This window comes from Paenibacillus sp. GQ49, assembly GCF_059759055.1.
Genome location: NZ_JCAXEL010000004.1, coordinates 165,659 through 184,657, shown reverse-complemented (window position 1 = coordinate 184,657; position 18,999 = coordinate 165,659). Strand labels below are relative to the sequence as shown.

The following is an 18,999-nucleotide window of genomic DNA, read 5'->3' as shown; positions in this document are numbered from 1 at the left end:
GACGAAATGCAAGATCAACCCGTTTTAATCGCACTATTTGCCATAGCGGCAGGAATTTTTAGTTTACTCGGTGGTATCAACAATTGGGATTGGTTTATGAAGAGTTTCAGAGCAGGGATTTTTGTGAAGACTATTGGAAGACAGGGCGCAAGAGTGGTATATGGTATTCTCGGTGTTGTCATGATTGTCATTGGTGTACTACTGTTACTGATCGGATAGATATTGGAAATAAACGAACTCACCAAGTATCATCTACATACGATGTTCATGAGCGAAGGCGAAGTAAGAGGATATGTGAGAAGAGTCAAATGGAAAAAGCGTGTGAATGCTTAAAGTAGCAGTATGCAGTATGACCAGGATAGAATATCAAATCAAATAGCATGCCTGAAAAAATCATAGCCATAACAAAAAGACCACCGAAAAATTTCGGTGGTCTTTTTACCAAATTCAGGTTTATCCATCTCAATCTGGTTTAATTATCTTTTAAGTCTTCAACAGAGTTGATATCCATATACGTTGGAACAACCAGACCTTGTTTGACTCCAGTCATACTGACAGCGATATCTTCAATCTTGTCTCCATATGTTTTCCAGTAGTCTCCATGTGTAAGCGGGAGCCATACGGCTGGAGAAGCATCGATATCACCTGCTGCCAAGCCTGCCCACATGGGTCCAGCTTCGACTTGCAGTGCTTTGACTGTATAACCCAGATCCGTCTCCAGCACATACTTCATCAGGTTGGTACTCGCAATTTCAGAGTCCCATGCAACATAACCGAGACGCAAATTGTCACCTTTAACAGGGGTTAACCCTTTGGTCCACTCTTCAATTTGGTCCGGATGTTTTTCTGCATAAGTTTTGGCAGCTTCTTCAGGCGAAACGCCCTTTTGAATGTCTACCATGATTTCACTCATTTGATCCGCAGTCCAATTAAAACGAGAGAAGAACTCATAGGCAACGGGATGATCTTCTTTGATTCCCTTACGTCCAACCGTGTGAACTTCCTCTGCATCGCCGAAAATCAAGTCGGGATCATCCAAATACTTCAGATCATACTGATTGAACATCCAGTGCGGAGTCCAACCCGTAACGATGATTGGTTCTTCATTTTTATAAGCTTTATCCAGCGATGCAGTCATCGCGGCTCCAGAGCCTTCAATCAGATTCCAGTTAGACAAATCATAATGCTTAATGGCGTTTGCTGTGGCCTTCATCAGACCTGCACCTGGATCAATACCAACGATTTGGTGATTAACCTCTTCGCCCACATTAGCACTTGCCGATGGAGTGGAAGAAGCGGCACCTGTCTCCAGATCTGCAATCGAATTGACTTCAGTCATGTAACTAGGAACCACGAGGCCTGTGCGTACACCTGTCATATTGGCCCCCAGATCGTCCACCTGATCTTTGTAACGTTCCCAGTAGTCTGCGTGTGTCAATGGCAGCCAAGCTGCTGGAGAGGCATCTACGTCGCCTGAGGCAACACCCGTCCACATCGGTCCGGCTTCGACTTGCAGAGCGTTAACTTTATAACCTAATTCGTTTTCCATCACATATTTCAGCAAGTTGGTACTTGCGATTTCGGAATCCCAAGCCACATAGCTCAGTTTGAATGCATCACCGTTCACTGGAGTCAGACCTTTGGTCCACTCAGCAATCTGATCGGCATGTTTCTCCGCATAAGCTTTAGCTGCTTCTTCTGCGGATGTGCCACCCTGGATAGCAGTCATCATTTCACCCATTTCATCCGAGGTCCATTGGAAACGGGACAGGAATTCAAACGCAACAGGGTGATCTTCTTTCAGACCTTTACGGGCGATGGTATGAATTTCTTCAGCATCACCGAAAGATTTCTCAGGGTCTTCCAGATATTTCAGATCATACTTGTTGAACATCCAGTGTGGAGTCCAACCTGTAATAATGATTGGATCTTCATTTTTGATCGCTTTGTCCAGTGTGGCCGTCATGGCTGCACCAGATCCTTCAATCAGAGTCCAGTCAGTCAATTTATAGTCTTCGATCGCTTTTGCAGCAGACTTCATGATACCAGCCCCTGGATCGATACCAATAATCTGGTAGTTCACTTCTTGACCTACAGCATTGGCTGCTGAATTGTTGCCACCAGCCGAAGTTGTGCCACCAACGAAGTATTGTGAGAAACCAGCTACAAGCACAAGGAATGTTGCCGCAGCAGTGATCCATGCTTTTTGCTTGGCTGTAATACGTGAGGTCTTTTTGCGACCTGGCATAAACACATTTTGTGTAAAACGGTCCAGAACAATCGCGAGTACAACAACGGCCAGACCGGCTTCGAAACCTTTACCGATTTGTAGTTGTGTTACAGCACGATAGACTTCCGCACCAATACCTTGTGCACCGATCATGGATGCAATAACAACCATGGATAGTGACAACATGATGGTCTGGTTAATACCGGACATCACGGTAGGCAAAGCGAGTGGAAGTTGTACTTTGAACAACTTTTGCATGGAAGTTGAGCCGAATGCATCGGCTGCTTCAACCAATTCACCAGATACCTGTCTGATACCCAGGTGAGTCAGACGAATCGTTGGGGGAATCGCAAATATAACAGACGCGATAACACCTGGAACGACACCTAGACTAAAGAATGTAACCGCAGGCAGCAAGTAGACAAATGCAGGCATTGTCTGCATGAAGTCAAGCAGCGGTGTAATGATACGCGCCGCAGTTTTACTGTATGCAAGCCAGATTCCGACAGGCACACCAAGCAGGATCGAAACCAATCCTGAAGTGATAACCAGACCGAGTGTGTCCATCGATTGGGACCAGTATCCCAAGTTATCTACGAGCAAGAACCCGATAACCGTAAATAGTGTCAGTGGGAGTCGTCCTACGAGGAACGCAAGAACACCCAATATGGCAATGAACAGGAGTGGATGGGGCAGCAAGAACAGCCCGGAGAAATATCCGACAACCGCTTGAATAACGGTGGAAATTACATTAAACAATCCGGAGAGCGAGGAGCTCATCCAGTCAACGATGGATTCAATCCACGACGCTAGTGGTATTTTGGGAATCATTCACAAGTTCCTCCTTTACTGCAACTTCACCGCTAAGTGCACCCAGCAGGGCACCGCGGACGATAACACCTTGCAGACGGCCATTCTCACCAACAACAGCGAGAGGCACATGGGCTGAACTTACAATTTCGAACAATTCATGAATCAGGGTCTCAGGTGACACAGTAGGCCCGTCCGTGATCAGAATGTCTTTTAATACTTTGTTTTCACGCATCGCACGAGAAGCGTCTTCTGCTGTAATGACACCAAGCAGCTTCTTCGAACGGTCAATGACAAACAGGTTGGAAACGCCACTTTCGCGCATTAATTCGAGGGCAACGCGAGGTCCGCGGTCAAGCGTGATTGTTTCAGGGCGACGCATTACGTGAGATGCTGTAAGGACCTTGGACAGATCCACGTCTTCGACGAAGCGGGCCACATATGAGTTGGCCGGTTGAATCATGATTTCTTCCGGTGTACCGATCTGCACAACTGCGCCGTCTTTCATGAGGGCAATACGATCGCCGATGCGCAGCGCTTCGTCCAAGTCATGGGTAATGAAAATAATGGTCTTTTTCATTTTATCCTGAAGCTCGATCAACTCATCTTGCATATCACGACGAATCAATGGATCAAGTGCACTGAAGGCTTCATCCATCAGTAGTACTTCCGGGTCATTGGCAAGTGCACGCGCCAAGCCGACACGTTGCTGCATCCCGCCACTGAGTTCATCTGGCATTTTGTCTTCCCAGCCTTTCAGGCCAACCAGCTCAAGTGAGGTTTTTGCCTTCTCCCGGCGTACTTCCTTATCTACTTTTTGTATTTCCAATCCATACTCCACATTATCAAGAACGGTACGGTGCGGGAATAACGCAAACTTCTGGAAGACCATGCTAATCGTTTTCCGGCGCACTTCGCGCAATTGTTCTTTGTTCATCTTGCGTAGATCCTTACCATGGACCAGAATTTCTCCGGATGTTGGTTCAATCAGACGATTGAACATCCGAACCAGTGTGGATTTACCACTCCCGGACAGTCCCATAATAACGAAAATCTCGCCTTCCTTAATGTCCATGTTGACCCGGTTGACACCAACCGTTATCTGTTTTTCTTTGGCCAACTTTTCTTTACCCCAACCTTGCTCCAGTAATTGCAGACCTTGCTCGGTTTGGGGTCCAAACAATTTACTTACGTTTTTCACTTCAAGTATGGTCATGTTTTCACCCCTTCTGATGTGTTGTGCACTTCGAACGGCTTTCAGCATCCATAAGCCCATACACTTATGCGCCCAGCCACGAAATCCGGTAGTTGTTGCTTCGCTTCCCGTCTTTCTGGGTAACGAGTTTAATACTAACAATACTTAACCAGTATATCAACCGAATAAACAGTACATAATGTTTGTACAGTAAAAACTGTACAAAGTTTTTCGTCCAAATACTCCGTCATTCTCCTTATTCTGGCTAATAAGGCAGCTTTACATTTGACATTGCTTTTCCTACAATAGAAAATGAGCTGAATTGAAGCTGAATTTTTTGGTTAAAAGATAGTCATAGGCAATTGTAGCCTGGTAAAGTTCCCATTTTCATACATTGGGTGAATGAAAGCCCTCTGGCATATATGATGTCCGGCCGAGAGCTTTCCCATGTAAGCAGGACTTTTAAAGTGTTGCAATGATTTCGCCAAAGACTGTGGAATGTTCAGAATGGAGGTTGCAAGCATGGGCTTGGACCATTTACAAGAGGAACAGCAGGCAACCGTGCTGAAGATTCGTAAACGCGTCATTGAAGCCATTGGACGTAATATGGATCTTTACGGCGTTACGCTGTCAACGGGACACTTATATGGATTGCTATTTTTTGCAGACAAACCAATGACCCTTGACGATATGGGACGGGAAATGGAAATGAGCAAAACGAGTATGAGTACAGGTGTACGAACACTGCTGGATTTGAAAATGGTAAATAAAGTGTGGAGCAAGGGCTCCAGAAAAGACCTATATGAAGTCGAATATGACTGGCATCAGACGTTTACGGATTATTTTGCAATTAAGTGGAGAAAAGCCGTGGAGAGTAACCTTCAGGTTCTACGCAAATCAATTGATGAACTGAATCGATTAGTCGAAGATCTGGATGAAGAGGCGGATGCTGAACTTATCCACATCCTGATGGAAGACAAACACAAGGTTTTGCAAGCGGAAGCATATTACAAATGGTTGGATCGGTTGATTGATACCATGGAAGATGAAGAGATATACAAGCTGGTTCCGAAGGAAGAGATTAAGGAACATTCATAATTACATGCAAAGGGCCCTTTCCGTTATAGGAGAGGGCCCTTTGGTCTGTGCAATATCTTACTGATTTATAATGAAGGAACACGATGTAAAAGATAATCTTGTCCATCGTATCGACCTATGCTCACCGTCTAATGTCCGATCAGACCTGCCTGAGGAAAGACTACAGATTGCTGAGCAATCTGTTCCAGTTCGTTCAGAATCTGCAACCGGCCAGCCGGGGTCCAGCATAACCGTTGCCAGTTCGAAATATCGTGAACGTTACCATACAATACAGCAGGGGATCGATTCCATGAAGCCGTTTGTTTCATGCGTCGGAACAGCTTTTCATTGGCAGGCTGAAGCGAAGCACGATGGATCAACAGGTAATCTGTGTCCAGCACCGGGATACTATCCGCAACATACTCATTTCTGGAACTTTCGGGAGATACAAGCTCAGCAGGCTGAAGTCCCAATTCAGCATACAACAAGTGATTTAATGGATGCTCGCCAGTCCCTTGTAAGCTAATGAACTGATTCGTAACCTCCATCAGAGCCAACCTGTTTTGTCCGAAATGCGGTTGCAGGTTCAGGCTTGCTTCAAGCTTGCGAAACGCAAGTTCTTTGAAATTCAGCAACGCTTGTTTCTCACGTGCGACCAGTTCGGCGATGCGAATATGGTTCTCTTTCCAGTCATCAGTGGACTCCAAGATGATGGTGGGTGCAATACTTTTCAGACGATCGTAATAGGGCTTGTGGTAAAAGTCACCGATGATCAAGTCTGGCTTCGCCTGCCGAAGTTGATCGAATTGTCTGGTTAACCGGCGTTCTTGTTCATATTCATCCGCTTCTCGGTCAAACACACCTTCACCTTCCAACACAGCTACCGGACGCAGTCCAAGCGAGGCCAAGTTCTCATGGAATCCCATAATGGATGCCGTAGCTACGCGAAGTTGATCTCTTTTCATATATACGCTGGGAGCAATCCCCAAGGTTTGTTTGAATTTGCGGCTAAAATAATACTCATTGCCATACCCGACAGATACCGCGACGTCTTTGAGGACACAGGATTCCTCTGTCAGCTGTTTTTTGGCTTCGTTTATACGTAAACGATTCAGGTAATCGGTGGGTGACATGCCTTTGGCCTTCTTGAAACTGCGTGAATAGGAGCTAGGTGTCAGTCCAGCGATCTTGGCAAGCTGATCCATGCTAATTCCTTCACTCATGTAACGTCGCATATACATAATACTGCGTTCCAAGGCAGGGTCCACTTTCTCATGATTGGCTTCCAGCCTGTTCTCCGAGAGAAACTGCAGCAGCTCATGCAGCTGGCTATGTATGCTGATAAAGTGATCCGGTTGAAGACCGCGATAGGTTTCATACAGTTGTTCCAAACGTAATACAGCCTGCTGCTCATGACGAACCAGCAATCTGCCTGTCTGCCAATCCAGCGGGAAGGCGGGTGAAGAGGTCATTTTCCATTCACCGCGCACTTGCTGCAAACGAACTGTATCCATGCTTAGCAATATACATTCGGTCACATTCGAGCGTGCAGCGGCCTCGATGGTTGTTCCTGCCTTTAGTACAAACAAGCTGCCTGCTTGCGCCGTATAGGCTGTATCATTCAGGACCAGAACACCGTCTCCTTGTAAAATAAGACAGAGCATGGGCCGTGACACCGTCTTGCCTTGCACACGGAAATTCTCCCCACGACGCACACGGCACATGGAGGAGAGGAGCGGTAGAGATGAGGTTTCAGCAATGAAGGGAAACTGTTCAGTCATACGGACCATCCTTTTGTCTTATTTTCTTAATGATAACAATTATCATTCTCATATGGAAGATGTTTTTGAAAAATAGTTTTCGACAACCAAAAAAGGACTACCAGGAGCCATTATGGCTGCAAGGTAATCCTTTTTGTTACGGACAAGTCCGTTGAATGGGCTGTACGCCTGAATCAACATATATGTTAGTACGGTGTCACCAATAGAATATTGTCTAGGAAAACGTCACTCATTACTTTTTTCCCTGTTCCACCCGTTTGCACGTGATACAAGCGATATTGATCTTTGGCATTGATGTAGAAGAGGCCCGCAACATCATCTCTGATATGGAATGCATCCCATTCGTCCCCGGTAAGTTTCGTTACCTTGAGAGCTGTATTAACCGAATAGAGTCCGTTGTTGCCCGAGATGTATGCAGCCGTAGATGTACCATTGGTCAACTGATTCGCCACATACGTTACATTTGTCAGGTTCAGGTTGGCGGACTTGGTCACTTTGTTGCCCGAGACCGTTTTGGCATAAGCCTTTTTGTCTGCATCAATAAGGACAACCTTGTCTGTACCTAAGGCACTTACTTCACGAACGCTTTTGTTATGAAGCTGAAGTGTTTTGGCTGAAGTCGTTAACGCAAACGCTTTGCCTTTGGCATAATTGTAATCCTTATTGCTGTCGAGAACGATTCCTTTGTTATACACGTAAAGATTGTTTCCCCAACCACCGGAATATACAGCATTCACATCCAGTTTGGCTTTGGGATTAACGGCAGTTGCTTTGCCAGTGTTGTAGTTCACCTTATACATGACAACAGCATTGGTGGAATAGAAATCCTCGTAGGGGTCTGTATTTACCATCAGTTGCAGTTCGTTTTTGGATTGATTTGTAAAATAACGTCCTTCGACTGCACCTGCGGCAATCCGCTGCACAGCGCCAGAACCGTTGGACGTTTTGGACACGATCCACGTGTTTCCATTAACCAACGCATTATAGTAGGCACGCCCTTTGGTTACCAGGAGGAATGGGAAGTCGGTATCGGCCTTGTCAGCAATCTTGGTGACAGCTGAAGCGTCACTATTGCCATTCGCGCGATAAATGGTACCTGTAGCATCCAGATAATAGATGAATCCGTTATCCGTATAATAGCTGAGTACATCTGTAGCAAATGTCTCTGCCGCATCGCTGGACCCGTCATTCGGAACCCGAAGCAGTGTTGTGGAAGAAGCCGTCTGCGTGTAGTAGAGATAAGAGCCTGCCGCGTGTAAGTCCACACCTTGGAAATCAATTAATACTTCTGTTGTATTGCTGCCATCCGCGGATACTTTGTACAAAACGCCGTCGGACTCATAATACACTGTGGATTGGCTAAGTGAAGCTGCCTCGGCTGCGGTTCCACCTCCCAATGTCACTGCTGCAATGAGTGTAAATAACAGCAATGTACAGATGGTGCGTTGTACGTATGTATACCCTGTTTTCATTCGTTCATCGTCCCCTTCATTCTTCTATATGTATGTCGTTAATTCCTTATGTTATATCGGTAAACTATGGAAGATATGTTAGATCTCAAACATGAATAAAGAAGAGGATGAAATTGAATTTCATAGTCATTCAAACCTGAAATCAAATTTCGCATGATGCTGCCAATCCCGTCCCAAAGCATTCTCCGCCTGACATGATCGTGATAACATTACACTCAACCAGAGCGAGGCCAACGGACAAACCAACGACAGGAGAGAAACGATATGATGAATATAGCAACGATTGGTACAGGGTCCATTGTGGATGCCATTTTGTCTGCGATCAATGAATTGGATGATGTTACGTGTACAGCGATGTACTCTCGGAAGAGAGAGACAGCACAGGAGCTTGCGGGTAAGTATGGGGTCGGTACAATCTATACGGACCTGGAATCCCTATTTTCAGATGCAAATGTAGATCTCGTATATATTGCTTCACCAAACAGCATGCACTACGAACAGGCCTATCAGGCACTTCAACATGGCAAACATGTTGTCTGCGAAAAACCGTTCACGTCCACGCTTCAGGAAGCAGAAACGCTGATTGCACTTGCAAAAGAAAAGAATCTGTTGTTGTTTGAAGCCATCTCCAACATTCATCTGCCCAATGTTAAAGTCATACAGGAGCACCTACCAAAGCTTGGTCCGATTAAACTCATCCAGTGTAACTACAGTCAATACTCGCGCAAATACAATGATCTGCTTGCAGGGGAAACGCCGAACGTATTCAATCCACATTTCTCTGGTGGCGCGCTGATGGATATCAATATTTATAATCTGCATCTGGTCATGAATCTATTTGGCAGTCCGAATACCGTATCGTATACCGCGAACAAGCATGCAAACGGCATTGATACGTCAGGTGTTGTGGTTCTCCAGTATCCGGAGTTTATTGCGGAATGTGTAGGTGCCAAAGACACAAACAGTATGAACTTTGTGCTCATTCAGGGTGAGAAAGGTTATCTTCAGGTTGTGGGAGGAGCAAACGGTTGCCGGGAGATCAAGCTTCAGATCGGGAACGAGCTTGCTGAGGCGTATAATGCCCAGAGCCAATCCAATTGGCTGTACTATGAGTGGGAAGCGTTCAGGGACATCCATGGAAATGGGGATTACAAAAGATGTTACGAACTGCTCGAACACAGCCAGTCTGTGATGAGTGTACTTATGAGTGCACGTAAGGATGCCGGGATCGTATTTGCAGCGGACCAGCGTTAATCGTTAATACGTATCGCTAATGCTGCCCATGTATAACATGTCGAAAAGATAGAGTACCGAGACCATCGAAGACATTTTGGACAGCCTTAATTGTTCATTGTATCCGTAAGCCAGTAACGTTTCATCACAATGTCTGGACAGGGTTGAATGGTTGTTGCCCGTGACCGCGATGACTTTCATCTGTTTGTTGCTCAGCACTTTGGCGGCTTCAATCATGGATTGGTTCTCACCTGTGTGTGATATAACAAAAGAGAGCGTCAGGTTATTGGGATTCATCGTGTTCAAATAATGCATGTTCGGACTATTATGAGCAATGGCAGATATGCCGAGTTCATTCCACTTGGCACAAGCCTGTTGCGCCAGATAATAATTCATATCACTGCCATAGACATCAATGCGTACGGATTCTTTGACCCAGTTCGCGATTCGTAACAAAACAGGAGCGTTTAACATCCGGCGGGTATCCTCCAGCGCCTGCTGGTACAGGTAAGGAACCGAGTCGATGGCAGCCAGCACGTTGCCTTGTTCTGCAATTGCATGATCATCCTGCGTCTGCAACGCGGAAGGTATCTGTTGATATTCAAGAGCAAGCTTGAGCTGAAAGTCTGGGTACCCCTTGGTACCCAGCTTTTTGCATAAGCGAACAATGGTGGATGAGCTTGTATAGGTCTGCTGAGCCAGTTCATGGGCTGTAGAATCAAATACAACTTCGGGATTGTTCAGGATAAAGTCCACAATATGTTTCTCCTGTGCCGTTAATTGTGAAGCATATTTTAATTTTTGAAGTAGTTTGGATTCCATGCGGTTGTTCCATTCCTCTCTAAAATCATCCCATAACATATATCTCCACATCATAACCCGCGTATATTTATTTCTCAATCTGTGTAGCGGAGCGACAGTGTAATCTGTTGAATTTCGTCGCTACACTCCACATCATTCAGATCTGACTTTCCGCCAGTTGCTGACGACTATTCCACGACGTGACCAGGCGAAGAAGAACCACACTTATGAGCAGGAGCACAGCTCCAATCATGAGTAACATCCAAGGCCCAATCAGCAGCATGCCACTGGCTTGACCAGCGACTAAGGCGATGAGGGGAAGGACAATTAATCCGCCGAGCTGATAGGCTTCCTGGAACCCACGGACCTTGGCCGAGATCAGCACGTTTAGTAAAATGACCATAAGACTGCAAGCGGGAACAACCCACACCACAAGTATGATCCAGTTCAGATTGGGAAACATCAACGTTCCAAACATGGGGTACATCAGAATATTGGCAATGATTCCATAGATCAGGAAAGTAACCCAGGATAATAGAATGGAAGGGATCAGGGCAGCTAGCACTTTGCCTTTAAAAAGAGTGCTCATACTGATCGGTGTGAATAACAACCCTTCCAGCGTCTTGCGTTCTTTCTCACCAGCGAAACTATTGGCCGTCAGAATGCTGGAGGCCATCACCGGAATGATGAGGAACAAGGGAGCGAACATATACATGGCCAAGTAATAGACAATACGATGATTATCTGTAGGCATGGAAGCAAGCTGAGGAATCTGTCCACCATGGGTTAACGCATCCAATGATTCGAGCAGAAAGCTGATGTTGCCCAGAGAACGAAGCTCCATTCTGGAGGCCGCCCACAGGAGGGCAGAGGGCATAATGATTCCGATAATCAGTGGGACAATCAACATGGGCAACCAGAGCTGAACACTGGCGGTGACGGACCGGATATCTTTACGTACCAGTGCACGTATGGCTTGGCGGTTATTCATGGTGGTGTGCCTCCCTTATGGCAAAATAGATACTTTCCAGATCACTGCCCGTGATGCGGGCCTGATAGACTTGACCATGCTCCGTTAATTGCCTTAGCAGTAATGGAATATCTTCACGCGATGTAAGCTGAAATGTCGCTTGATGTGCGGAGATTATTTCAGGCGTAAAGTCGGTTGCCGTATGCCATCCATCGGGCATGTCGGCTTCTACTTCGAGCTTCGGCGTGGACAGGTACCGGCTAACAATCTCCTGTTCCGTGCCTTCCTCCACAATGCGCCCCTTTTCCATGAAAATATAATGATCACAGACGGCTGACAGCTGGGACAGCACATGGGATGAGACCAGGATTGTCATCTTTTCTTCCTTATTTAACTGACGGATAATGCGCAGCACCATCTGAATTCCATCCGGATCCAGGCCATTGGTGGGCTCATCCAGAAACAGGATGGAAGGACGGTGCAGGAGTACTCGTGCAAGGCCCAAGCGTTTTTTCATGCCTGTGCTATAGGTGCCGACTTTTCGATGCTGATAATCCTGCAACTCAAACAGAGTTACAAGCTCGTCGATTCGTTTCTTGGCATGCTTCAGGCCAAAAACATCTGCGAAGAAAGTCAGATTGTCACGCCCGCTCATATTTTCATATAATCCACTTTGCTCGGTAAGGGTGCCACACATGGCCAGTACTTTCTCCGCCTCACGAGCGGCGTCCAATCCGTTAATGGTTACCTGTCCACCGGAAGCGCCCAAGACCCCATTCATGATACGGATCAGTGTGGTTTTGCCCGAACCGTTGGGTCCAATCAACCCGGTGACACTGCCTTGTTTAACTGTGAAACTGACATCATGCAGTGCTTGATGCACCTTGAATTGCTTGGATATGTTGCGTACTTCGATCATGTATATTCACCGTCCGATCTGAGTTTGGAGATTATACGTGTGGTAGGCTGATATCGTTCAAATGGACGACAAAAAAGATCCATTCCTCCTTCAATAGTCCCGAATGTAGGATGCACATTTACCCTGAAGTCTGTCTGAAATCGGGTCTCAGGTTTGTTTTCACTCTGGCTTGTACCATGTATCCTTATTTTAGGGTAGAACATCCGTTTCATTGCTATTCATAACGTGGTAATGAAAGATAAGGCCATACGTCTCATGAATGCCTGAAATATGCATATAACGCCGGTCTTGGTTATCCAGGGCCGGCTTGACGTGATGTTGTGGCGCCCCTGTCACGGGGAACGTCTGTTTCTAGCAATTACATAATAAATTCGTCTAACACATCCATATGAATACATCATATGGGTACATATTGTGTTTGGACGTAGAGGAAGGTGAGTGAGTCATGACAGCATCCAATGAATATCGTTTTCAAGTGAATCTGAGTGGGATGATCCAGATTTTATCCAACCATCTATATAGCAGTCCTAAAGTGTTCTTGCGAGAACTGATGCAGAATGCGACGGATGCGATTACCGCACGAACGGAGGCGGAGCCAGGGTATCAGGGTGAAGTGCGTGTTGAACTGACGGGAACAGGTGAGCAATTGACCATGATGGTGGAGGACAACGGCATCGGCTTGACTGAAGCTGACATCCATGAATTTCTGGCGATGATTGGACAATCCTCGAAGAGGGGGCAGCAAGCGCTGCTGGATGGAGAGTCTTCGTTTATCGGACGTTTCGGGATCGGGTTGTTATCCTGTTTTATGGTGAGTCAAGAAATCGTCATGCTGACGCAATCCGCGAAGGGCGGCCCTTCGATGGAGTGGCGGGGCAAGCCGGATGGCACCTATACGATTCGAGAGTTGGACACACAGCTGTCCCCAGGGACCAAAGTATATCTGCGTTGCACACCGGACGCGGCGCACTACTTTGAACCAGATTATGTGAAAGAAGCTCTGTTCTATTACGGAGCGTTATTGCCGTATCCGGTCACGCTGTATCATGACGGCGCGCAACATGTGGTGAATAGCGAGACACCGATCTGGCTGATGGACCCTGCACTCGCACGTTCACGCAGAGCAGAGGTACTGGCTTTTGGTGAACGTCTGCTTGGTGAGCAGTTCCAGGACTTCATTCCGTTGACGACAGCTTCAGGCCGTACCGGAGGTATTGCTTTTGTACTGCCACACGCGGTTAATCTGAATGCCAAGCGTTCTCACCGGGTTTACCTGAAGCGAATGCTGATTTCGGAGAAGGCTGAGAACATTTTGCCAGAGTGGGCTTTCTTCGTGAAATGCCTGATCTGGACAGATGAGCTTCAACCGACGGCATCACGGGAACATTTTTATGAAAATGAGAAGCTGGAGGAAGTTCGCTCCGAACTCGGAGACGCAATTCGCAAAGGACTGGCCGACATGGCTGAGAGCCAGACGGAACGGCTGCAGAAGCTGATTCGCCTGCATGCCCTGTCCATGAAGGCACTAGCTGTACAGGATCAAGCATTCTACGCGATGATTCATCGCTGGCTGCCTTTTGAGAGCACGAGGGGTCACCGTGAACTGGGTGAGTTAATCGATGAAGGAGAGACGTTGTATTTCACGACCTCTGTTGATGAGTACCGTCAGATTCATCATGTAGCTTCCGCACAATCGATGCTGGTAATTAATGGTGGTTACATCTATGACAGCGAGTTGATGGCGACACTGCCGATGACCGTGCACAACGTACACACGGAGCGGCTACAGCCGGATCAGGTCTCGATGAGTTTCACCGATGTGCCACCCGCTGAGCGTAATCAGTATTATGATGCGTTGCGACTGGCCGATTCTGCCTTACAGCGCTTCCGTTGTCGGGCTGAGGTGAAAGGTTTTAAGCCATCGGATCTGCCAGTGTTGTTCACGCTGTCTCAGGAATCCTCAACACTTCGTGCGCTTGAAAAAGCAAGCGAGGAGAGCACGGAATTGTTCTCGTCTGTTCTGGGTTCATTGTCTTCTGGCATGAGTTCAGCAGGGTACTCAACCTTGTATTTGAACGTGAGTAATCCGATCATTCAGCGGGTACTGACATCACCGGATGACCAGATGACACCTATTGCCATCGAAATGTTATACGTCAATGCACTGATGATGGGGCATTATGCCATGAGCAAGCAGGAGCTTGAAGTGTTAAATCAGGGCATTGTTCGTTTTATTGATTGGGGTTTGCGTGCAAATACAGATCGTAAGGGGGATGCCTGATGAAGACAGAGATGGATTTTGAAGAACTGATGGACGAGGCCTATGGTTTGCCCAATGGTCCGGCGAAGCTTGGTATGCTGGAGGAAGCGGCAAGAGTTGCCGATGTGAACGGCATGGAGGAAGAGGCATACGAAGCAAGATCGGAGATTGTGGAGACAGCAACATTCTGTGGTTATCCGATGAAAGCGCTGATTGCTTTTTCCTGGCAGCTGGGCAAGTTCGACCAACAGCCCGAAGAATATGATGAAGAAACGTTAATGTGGTCGTACAAATGGATATTGGGCAAGATGCCCGACTTCCCGGAAATATCACGTGAGAAGATCCTGGAGCTGTTGGAGGATTTCGGACGGCGTTTCAAGTCCTACGGTTACAGTGAACGCTCCTACTGGTATTATCGGTTTCGGATCTTTATGGATTTTGGGGAGCTGGAGGAAGCGGGACGCAGTTATGATCGATTCAGAACGATGGATCGTGACTTTATGAGTGACTGCGAAGCCTGTGAGCAGGATGAGATTATGCGATATTTCTTGTTAAAAGGAGACGATGAGAAGGTATTGGAGGCGGCACAGCCTATCCTGAAAGGGCGTATGAGCTGTGCAGAGATTCCGCATCTGACTTTGTCTGAAATTTTGATGCCACTATATCGGTTGGGACGGACTGCGGAAGCAGATAAACATCAGACCAAGGGATATCGCCTGATTAAAGGCCAGAACGATTTTGTGCAGAGTTTTGCGGAGCAGATGGATTATCTCACACGTATGAATCCTGCAAAAGGCATTGATGTGCTGGAGGAAACACTGGTGTTCGCTGCCGATCATGAGGATCCTTACGCCAAAATGTTGTTCTATGCCAGAGCAGCATCGTTGCTTCGCCGCTGGGTGGAAGAATCTCCAGAATACCGATTGCGTCTGCCAGCATCCTTCCCGTATGAAGGTGACCCGGGCGACCTGCTCAAGCTGGCCGATTACTTTGCGGAACATGCGCAGACCGCTGCAGCCAAGTTTGATCAGCGCAACGGGAACCAGCATGTATCTTCGTTGATCGAATAGAGACGGATATAACTGAGTAATAGATTTTTATAATAAGTTAGGAAAAGGAACGAAACAGGCTTGTTCGAGAAGGATCGTACCCTTCTGAACAAGCCTGTTTTTTCTTGCATCATAAGCATAATAAATCTAATCGGTATGAAGATGTTTTATTTTTATTGTGCTGAAGTCGCAGAAGGGACCGGCGCTGGTACTGGAACCGGTGCAGTTTCAGATGTCTCCTCTGCAGCTTCGGCTTCTTCAGCAGGTTTCGCTTGCGGCTGCTGAGCAGCCATCAGTTCAGCGACGATTTGATCTGTTGGTTGGGTAAGCAGCGCATACATGATCGCAGCCTCTTCCTGACGAATCAGAGGTTTGCGGGAAAGGAAATCAACGGATCCATCTTCCAGCACTTTTACCTCAGGTCCATGGATACCAAGCTTCGCCATCATCTGAACGGCTGGTACAGCCCATGGGTCCGTGTGTCCCGCAAGTTTGACATCCGTGAACAGTTCACTAGGATATTGCAGTTGGAGAATTCTCCACATCATGACCATGGCTTCCTGTCGGATAATCACTTGATCCGGCTTAAACTGTTGTTCGTCCGTCCCAGTAATCATACCCATTTCATATCCAAGTTGGATATATCCGGCTGCTGCATGGTCGGCCCAATCAGTGCCTGCAGGAGGTGTTGTTTTGCTGGGCTTCAATCCACTCAGTTTAAGCGTGTTCTCAATAAATTCAGCTCGTGTCACAGCTGATTTCGGTTGGAAAGACTTGTTAGCATCATTCTCATAATATCCAAGAGATTGTATGGCATAGATGGCTTCAGCATAAGGACTGTTCTCACGAACATCCCGGAAGCCCATAGGCTTTTGTCCTTTTTTCTCATAACCCATTGGGTTGAGGTAAGGTTCTTTCATATAGATGGTTCCATCAGCATTTTTCTTGAATGCTGTGAATTGACCGGTCAATTCATCTTTGAAGAGATTATCTTCCACTTGAATCAGGTTGCGTTGACCCAGAAAAACGTCCGAAATGCTCAGTTGTCCAGGCTCTTTACCAGCATTTTTCAAGGAGCTGACGATCGTGCTAATTCGCAGATCCGCGTACAATCCGGTGAAGCGTTGCAGCTCAGCTGCGGATTGCGGCGTGTATTCCTTGAACTGTACAGGCTCTGCATATTGCGGGAAGAAATTCTGAATGAATGCCGGGTAGAACAGATTACGAAGTGCTCCATTTTGATTATACGTCAGGAAAACGCCTGTATTTTGCTCGGGAATAAGGAAGAGATAAGAGCTGAATCCGTTCAGGTCGCCTGCTTTTGTAATAACTTCTGGACTACTCCCTGCACCGGGAAGCTGAAATGCAGCTTCGAATCCATACGTGGTGTTTGGCAACAATGGGTGAATGGAAGAACGGTACTGTTCCATGCTTTTCACCGTGGATTCCTTGAGAATCCGCTCGTTGTCCTTCACGCCATCATTCAGGAAAGCGATCATGAACTTCCCAATGTCTTCTCCGGTAGACAACATGCCGCCATGAGGCATAGGTGTTGGAGCGATGGTGTACAGATCAAGCGGATTGTGTGCCGCATCATAGCCTGTAGCCAGCTGCTTTTGGAACTTTTTGTCCAGCATGAAACTGCTGTTATTCATTCCTAGCGGTTTGAAGATATGTTGTTGCATGTAGGATTCAAAGGGTTCGCCGCTTACATTCTCAACAATCATGCCAAGCAGCAAAAATGAGAAATTATCGTACATATAGGCGCTACCAGGCTCGCGAACGACAGGAGGCATGTGTTGCTGTGCGTAATCCTCCATCGCTATGTACTTGTCAAAATCAGTATGGATGTCTTCCTGCTGCGGATCACGGATCTCGAATCCGGTCGTGTGTGTGAGCAGGTTCTCCACAGTTACAGGTTTGTCAAAAGGATTATCAAATTCGAGCCCTTTCACATAGGTCTGAAAATCAGCTTGCAGATCAACCTTGCCTTGCTCTACCAGCTGCATTACAGCTACTGACGTGAACGTTTTGGAGACAGAGGCTACACGGAAAGCAGTTTTTTTCGGATCGATCGCTGTTTTGCTCTCCACATCAGAGAAGCCATATCCCTTTTCTGCCAGAACTTTGCCATCCTTCACAACAACAACAGAGGCTCCCACATAATGGGGTTTTGCCTCAGATGAATCGAAGAATGAATCCAGAAAAGCTGTAGCCGATTCAGTTGTCAGCGCTTTCGTCTTTCCTTGTTCAGCAGCTACTGGAGTCGCTGTCTCCGCCTGAACTGCGGGTACCCACAGACTGAGAGACAGAACCACAGCCATAAAAGCTCCTGTTAGGGAGGTGAACCTGAAACGGGTCTTTCGTTTGGATAAATGCATGCAAACACTCCTTTATGAAAATATTTACAAAATAGTTACCTACCCATGTATTACTGATTACTCGCACGATAGGTTTCACGATAATAGATTCCGATGTTGGCAATCCAGATCACAGAGAGCATTACAATTGGGAATGGAGCAAAGGTAAAGAGCATCGAATATAGAACCATAGAGACCATTCCAACACCAAGAAGTACATTCATCATCTGAAAAGAACGATAGGCTGCGCGATAAACGATCCATTTCTCACCTTCATCTAGTTTCTCGAAGTGATCTTTTTTCATATTGCGCGAGTTCAGATCCAGAGTGCGTTCAGGATAATAACGGTTGTATCGCTTCACAGTCAGAGTTTGCACGACCACAACGATGATAATAGAGATACACGAAGCAACAAAATTCAAGAGGTTGAACAGTTCTGGAGAATTCGGCATGGTTCGGTTGGATGCATACAAGGACAAGGCAAGTGCTGCCCAGGTAAACGTAAGAATAACGCTGAATCCGCTGAGGATCATCGCTTTTCCGAGGGAGCGCTCTGCGGGAGAGATGAGTGAATCGGAATCTCCATAAGCATCATCTTCCATGGGAGGGACAGATGGCGTACGGGAGAGACTGAAGATGTTCCACACCGTCATAACCACCACAAGAGCCGCCAGTATTGCGAATAAAAGATCATAGTCATAGTACACGGACAGTGCCCAGTTCAAGTCAGAAGGGAGTTTACTGACTCCGCTAGCTCCAAGAAAACCAACTACAGCGCCACCTGCAGCATACAAGGGAAGACGCAACCGCTTTTTAATGGACGAGGATGATGAATTTTTCAT

General features: G+C 46.7%; 14 protein-coding genes. 5 read left to right on the top strand and 9 right to left on the bottom strand.

The genetic code is table 11. From position 1 onward, the window contains the following. Window positions 1-6: 6 nt before the first annotated feature. Window positions 7-219: an immunity 17 family protein gene (locus tag AC6CIF_RS10175; RefSeq protein WP_047842001.1), complete on the top strand. Its 213-nt coding sequence runs from the start codon at window positions 7-9 to the stop codon at window positions 217-219. A 253-nt stretch (window positions 220-472) separates the two neighbouring features. Here AC6CIF_RS10175 and AC6CIF_RS10170 read toward each other — a convergent pair whose 3' ends face one another. Beyond that, window positions 473-3,061 (bottom strand): glycine betaine ABC transporter substrate-binding protein, encoded by a 2,589-nt coding sequence (locus AC6CIF_RS10170; protein WP_498199433.1) that lies wholly within the window; start codon window positions 3,059-3,061, stop codon window positions 473-475. Next, the gene (locus tag AC6CIF_RS10165) at window positions 3,027-4,256 is read right to left on the bottom strand and encodes a quaternary amine ABC transporter ATP-binding protein (protein WP_105597692.1); all 1,230 of its coding nucleotides are present in this window, start codon (window positions 4,254-4,256) and stop codon (window positions 3,027-3,029) included. Before AC6CIF_RS10165 ends, AC6CIF_RS10170 begins: the two co-directional genes overlap by 35 nt. A gap of 501 nt (window positions 4,257-4,757) precedes the next feature. On the opposite strand from AC6CIF_RS10165, the gene AC6CIF_RS10160 reads away from it, so the two are divergent. Then, on the top strand, window positions 4,758-5,333 hold the full coding sequence (locus AC6CIF_RS10160) for a GbsR/MarR family transcriptional regulator (protein ID WP_221819156.1): 576 nt from the start codon (window positions 4,758-4,760) through the stop codon (window positions 5,331-5,333). 128 nt (window positions 5,334-5,461) lie between these two features. Here AC6CIF_RS10160 and AC6CIF_RS10155 read toward each other — a convergent pair whose 3' ends face one another. Beyond that, window positions 5,462-7,093: a helix-turn-helix domain-containing protein gene (locus tag AC6CIF_RS10155; RefSeq protein ID WP_498199431.1), complete on the bottom strand. Its 1,632-nt coding sequence runs from the start codon at window positions 7,091-7,093 to the stop codon at window positions 5,462-5,464. A gap of 185 nt (window positions 7,094-7,278) precedes the next feature. Continuing rightward, a complete protein-coding gene (locus AC6CIF_RS10150; RefSeq protein WP_498199429.1) occupies window positions 7,279-8,565 on the bottom strand; it encodes a DUF5050 domain-containing protein in 1,287 nt (428 codons plus the stop codon). Window positions 8,566-8,832: 267 nt separating this feature from the next. On the opposite strand from AC6CIF_RS10150, the gene AC6CIF_RS10145 reads away from it, so the two are divergent. Further along, window positions 8,833-9,819, top strand: a complete 987-nt coding sequence (locus tag AC6CIF_RS10145; RefSeq protein ID WP_498199693.1) for a Gfo/Idh/MocA family protein — start codon at window positions 8,833-8,835, stop codon at window positions 9,817-9,819. Between the two features lie 3 nt (window positions 9,820-9,822). Here AC6CIF_RS10145 and AC6CIF_RS10140 read toward each other — a convergent pair whose 3' ends face one another. The 3 genes from AC6CIF_RS10140 to AC6CIF_RS10130 all read right to left on the bottom strand — a co-directional run bounded on the left by AC6CIF_RS10140 (window position 9,823) and on the right by AC6CIF_RS10130 (window position 12,488). Next, window positions 9,823-10,620, bottom strand: coding sequence for a MurR/RpiR family transcriptional regulator (locus AC6CIF_RS10140; RefSeq protein ID WP_498199427.1), 798 nt, complete (start codon window positions 10,618-10,620; stop codon window positions 9,823-9,825). A gap of 136 nt (window positions 10,621-10,756) precedes the next feature. Further along, the gene (locus AC6CIF_RS10135; protein ID WP_498199425.1) at window positions 10,757-11,590 is read right to left on the bottom strand and encodes an ABC transporter permease subunit; all 834 of its coding nucleotides are present in this window, start codon (window positions 11,588-11,590) and stop codon (window positions 10,757-10,759) included. After that, window positions 11,583-12,488: an ABC transporter ATP-binding protein gene (locus AC6CIF_RS10130; RefSeq protein ID WP_498199423.1), complete on the bottom strand. Its 906-nt coding sequence runs from the start codon at window positions 12,486-12,488 to the stop codon at window positions 11,583-11,585. Before AC6CIF_RS10130 ends, AC6CIF_RS10135 begins: the two co-directional genes overlap by 8 nt. 445 nt (window positions 12,489-12,933) lie before the next feature. On the opposite strand from AC6CIF_RS10130, the gene AC6CIF_RS10125 reads away from it, so the two are divergent. Next, entirely contained in the window at window positions 12,934-14,769 is a 1,836-nt protein-coding gene (locus AC6CIF_RS10125; RefSeq protein ID WP_498199421.1) for an HSP90 family protein, read from the top strand. Then, window positions 14,769-15,818: a hypothetical protein gene (locus AC6CIF_RS10120; RefSeq protein WP_498199420.1), complete on the top strand. Its 1,050-nt coding sequence runs from the start codon at window positions 14,769-14,771 to the stop codon at window positions 15,816-15,818. Before AC6CIF_RS10125 ends, AC6CIF_RS10120 begins: the two co-directional genes overlap by 1 nt. Before the next feature lie 152 nt (window positions 15,819-15,970). On the opposite strand, the gene AC6CIF_RS10115 is transcribed toward AC6CIF_RS10120, so the two are convergent. Together AC6CIF_RS10115 and AC6CIF_RS10110 are read right to left on the bottom strand one after the other, a co-directional pair. Continuing rightward, a complete protein-coding gene (locus AC6CIF_RS10115; RefSeq protein ID WP_498199418.1) occupies window positions 15,971-18,178 on the bottom strand; it encodes a serine hydrolase domain-containing protein in 2,208 nt (735 codons plus the stop codon). A 50-nt stretch (window positions 18,179-18,228) separates the two neighbouring features. Beyond that, a complete protein-coding gene (locus AC6CIF_RS10110) occupies window positions 18,229-18,999 on the bottom strand; it encodes a DUF3169 family protein (protein ID WP_498199416.1) in 771 nt (256 codons plus the stop codon).

What these genes read in the sequence shown, in the direction of transcription:
- AC6CIF_RS10175 (WP_047842001.1), top strand. Translation starts at nt 7, where the DNA reads ATGCAAGATCAACCCGTTTTAATCGCACTATTTGCCATAGCGGCAGGA.
- AC6CIF_RS10170 (WP_498199433.1), bottom strand. Translation starts at nt 3,061, where the DNA reads ATGATTCCCAAAATACCACTAGCGTCGTGGATTGAATCCATCGTTGAC.
- AC6CIF_RS10165 (WP_105597692.1), bottom strand. Translation starts at nt 4,256, where the DNA reads ATGACCATACTTGAAGTGAAAAACGTAAGTAAATTGTTTGGACCCCAA.
- AC6CIF_RS10160 (WP_221819156.1), top strand. Translation starts at nt 4,758, where the DNA reads ATGGGCTTGGACCATTTACAAGAGGAACAGCAGGCAACCGTGCTGAAG.
- AC6CIF_RS10155 (WP_498199431.1), bottom strand. Translation starts at nt 7,093, where the DNA reads ATGACTGAACAGTTTCCCTTCATTGCTGAAACCTCATCTCTACCGCTC.
- AC6CIF_RS10150 (WP_498199429.1), bottom strand. Translation starts at nt 8,565, where the DNA reads ATGAAAACAGGGTATACATACGTACAACGCACCATCTGTACATTGCTG.
- AC6CIF_RS10145 (WP_498199693.1), top strand. Translation starts at nt 8,833, where the DNA reads ATGAATATAGCAACGATTGGTACAGGGTCCATTGTGGATGCCATTTTG.
- AC6CIF_RS10140 (WP_498199427.1), bottom strand. Translation starts at nt 10,620, where the DNA reads ATGGAATCCAAACTACTTCAAAAATTAAAATATGCTTCACAATTAACG.
- AC6CIF_RS10135 (WP_498199425.1), bottom strand. Translation starts at nt 11,590, where the DNA reads ATGAATAACCGCCAAGCCATACGTGCACTGGTACGTAAAGATATCCGG.
- AC6CIF_RS10130 (WP_498199423.1), bottom strand. Translation starts at nt 12,488, where the DNA reads ATGATCGAAGTACGCAACATATCCAAGCAATTCAAGGTGCATCAAGCA.
- AC6CIF_RS10125 (WP_498199421.1), top strand. Translation starts at nt 12,934, where the DNA reads ATGACAGCATCCAATGAATATCGTTTTCAAGTGAATCTGAGTGGGATG.
- AC6CIF_RS10120 (WP_498199420.1), top strand. Translation starts at nt 14,769, where the DNA reads ATGAAGACAGAGATGGATTTTGAAGAACTGATGGACGAGGCCTATGGT.
- AC6CIF_RS10115 (WP_498199418.1), bottom strand. Translation starts at nt 18,178, where the DNA reads ATGCATTTATCCAAACGAAAGACCCGTTTCAGGTTCACCTCCCTAACA.
- AC6CIF_RS10110 (WP_498199416.1), bottom strand. Translation starts at nt 18,999, where the DNA reads ATGAAAAATTCATCATCCTCGTCCATTAAAAAGCGGTTGCGTCTTCCC.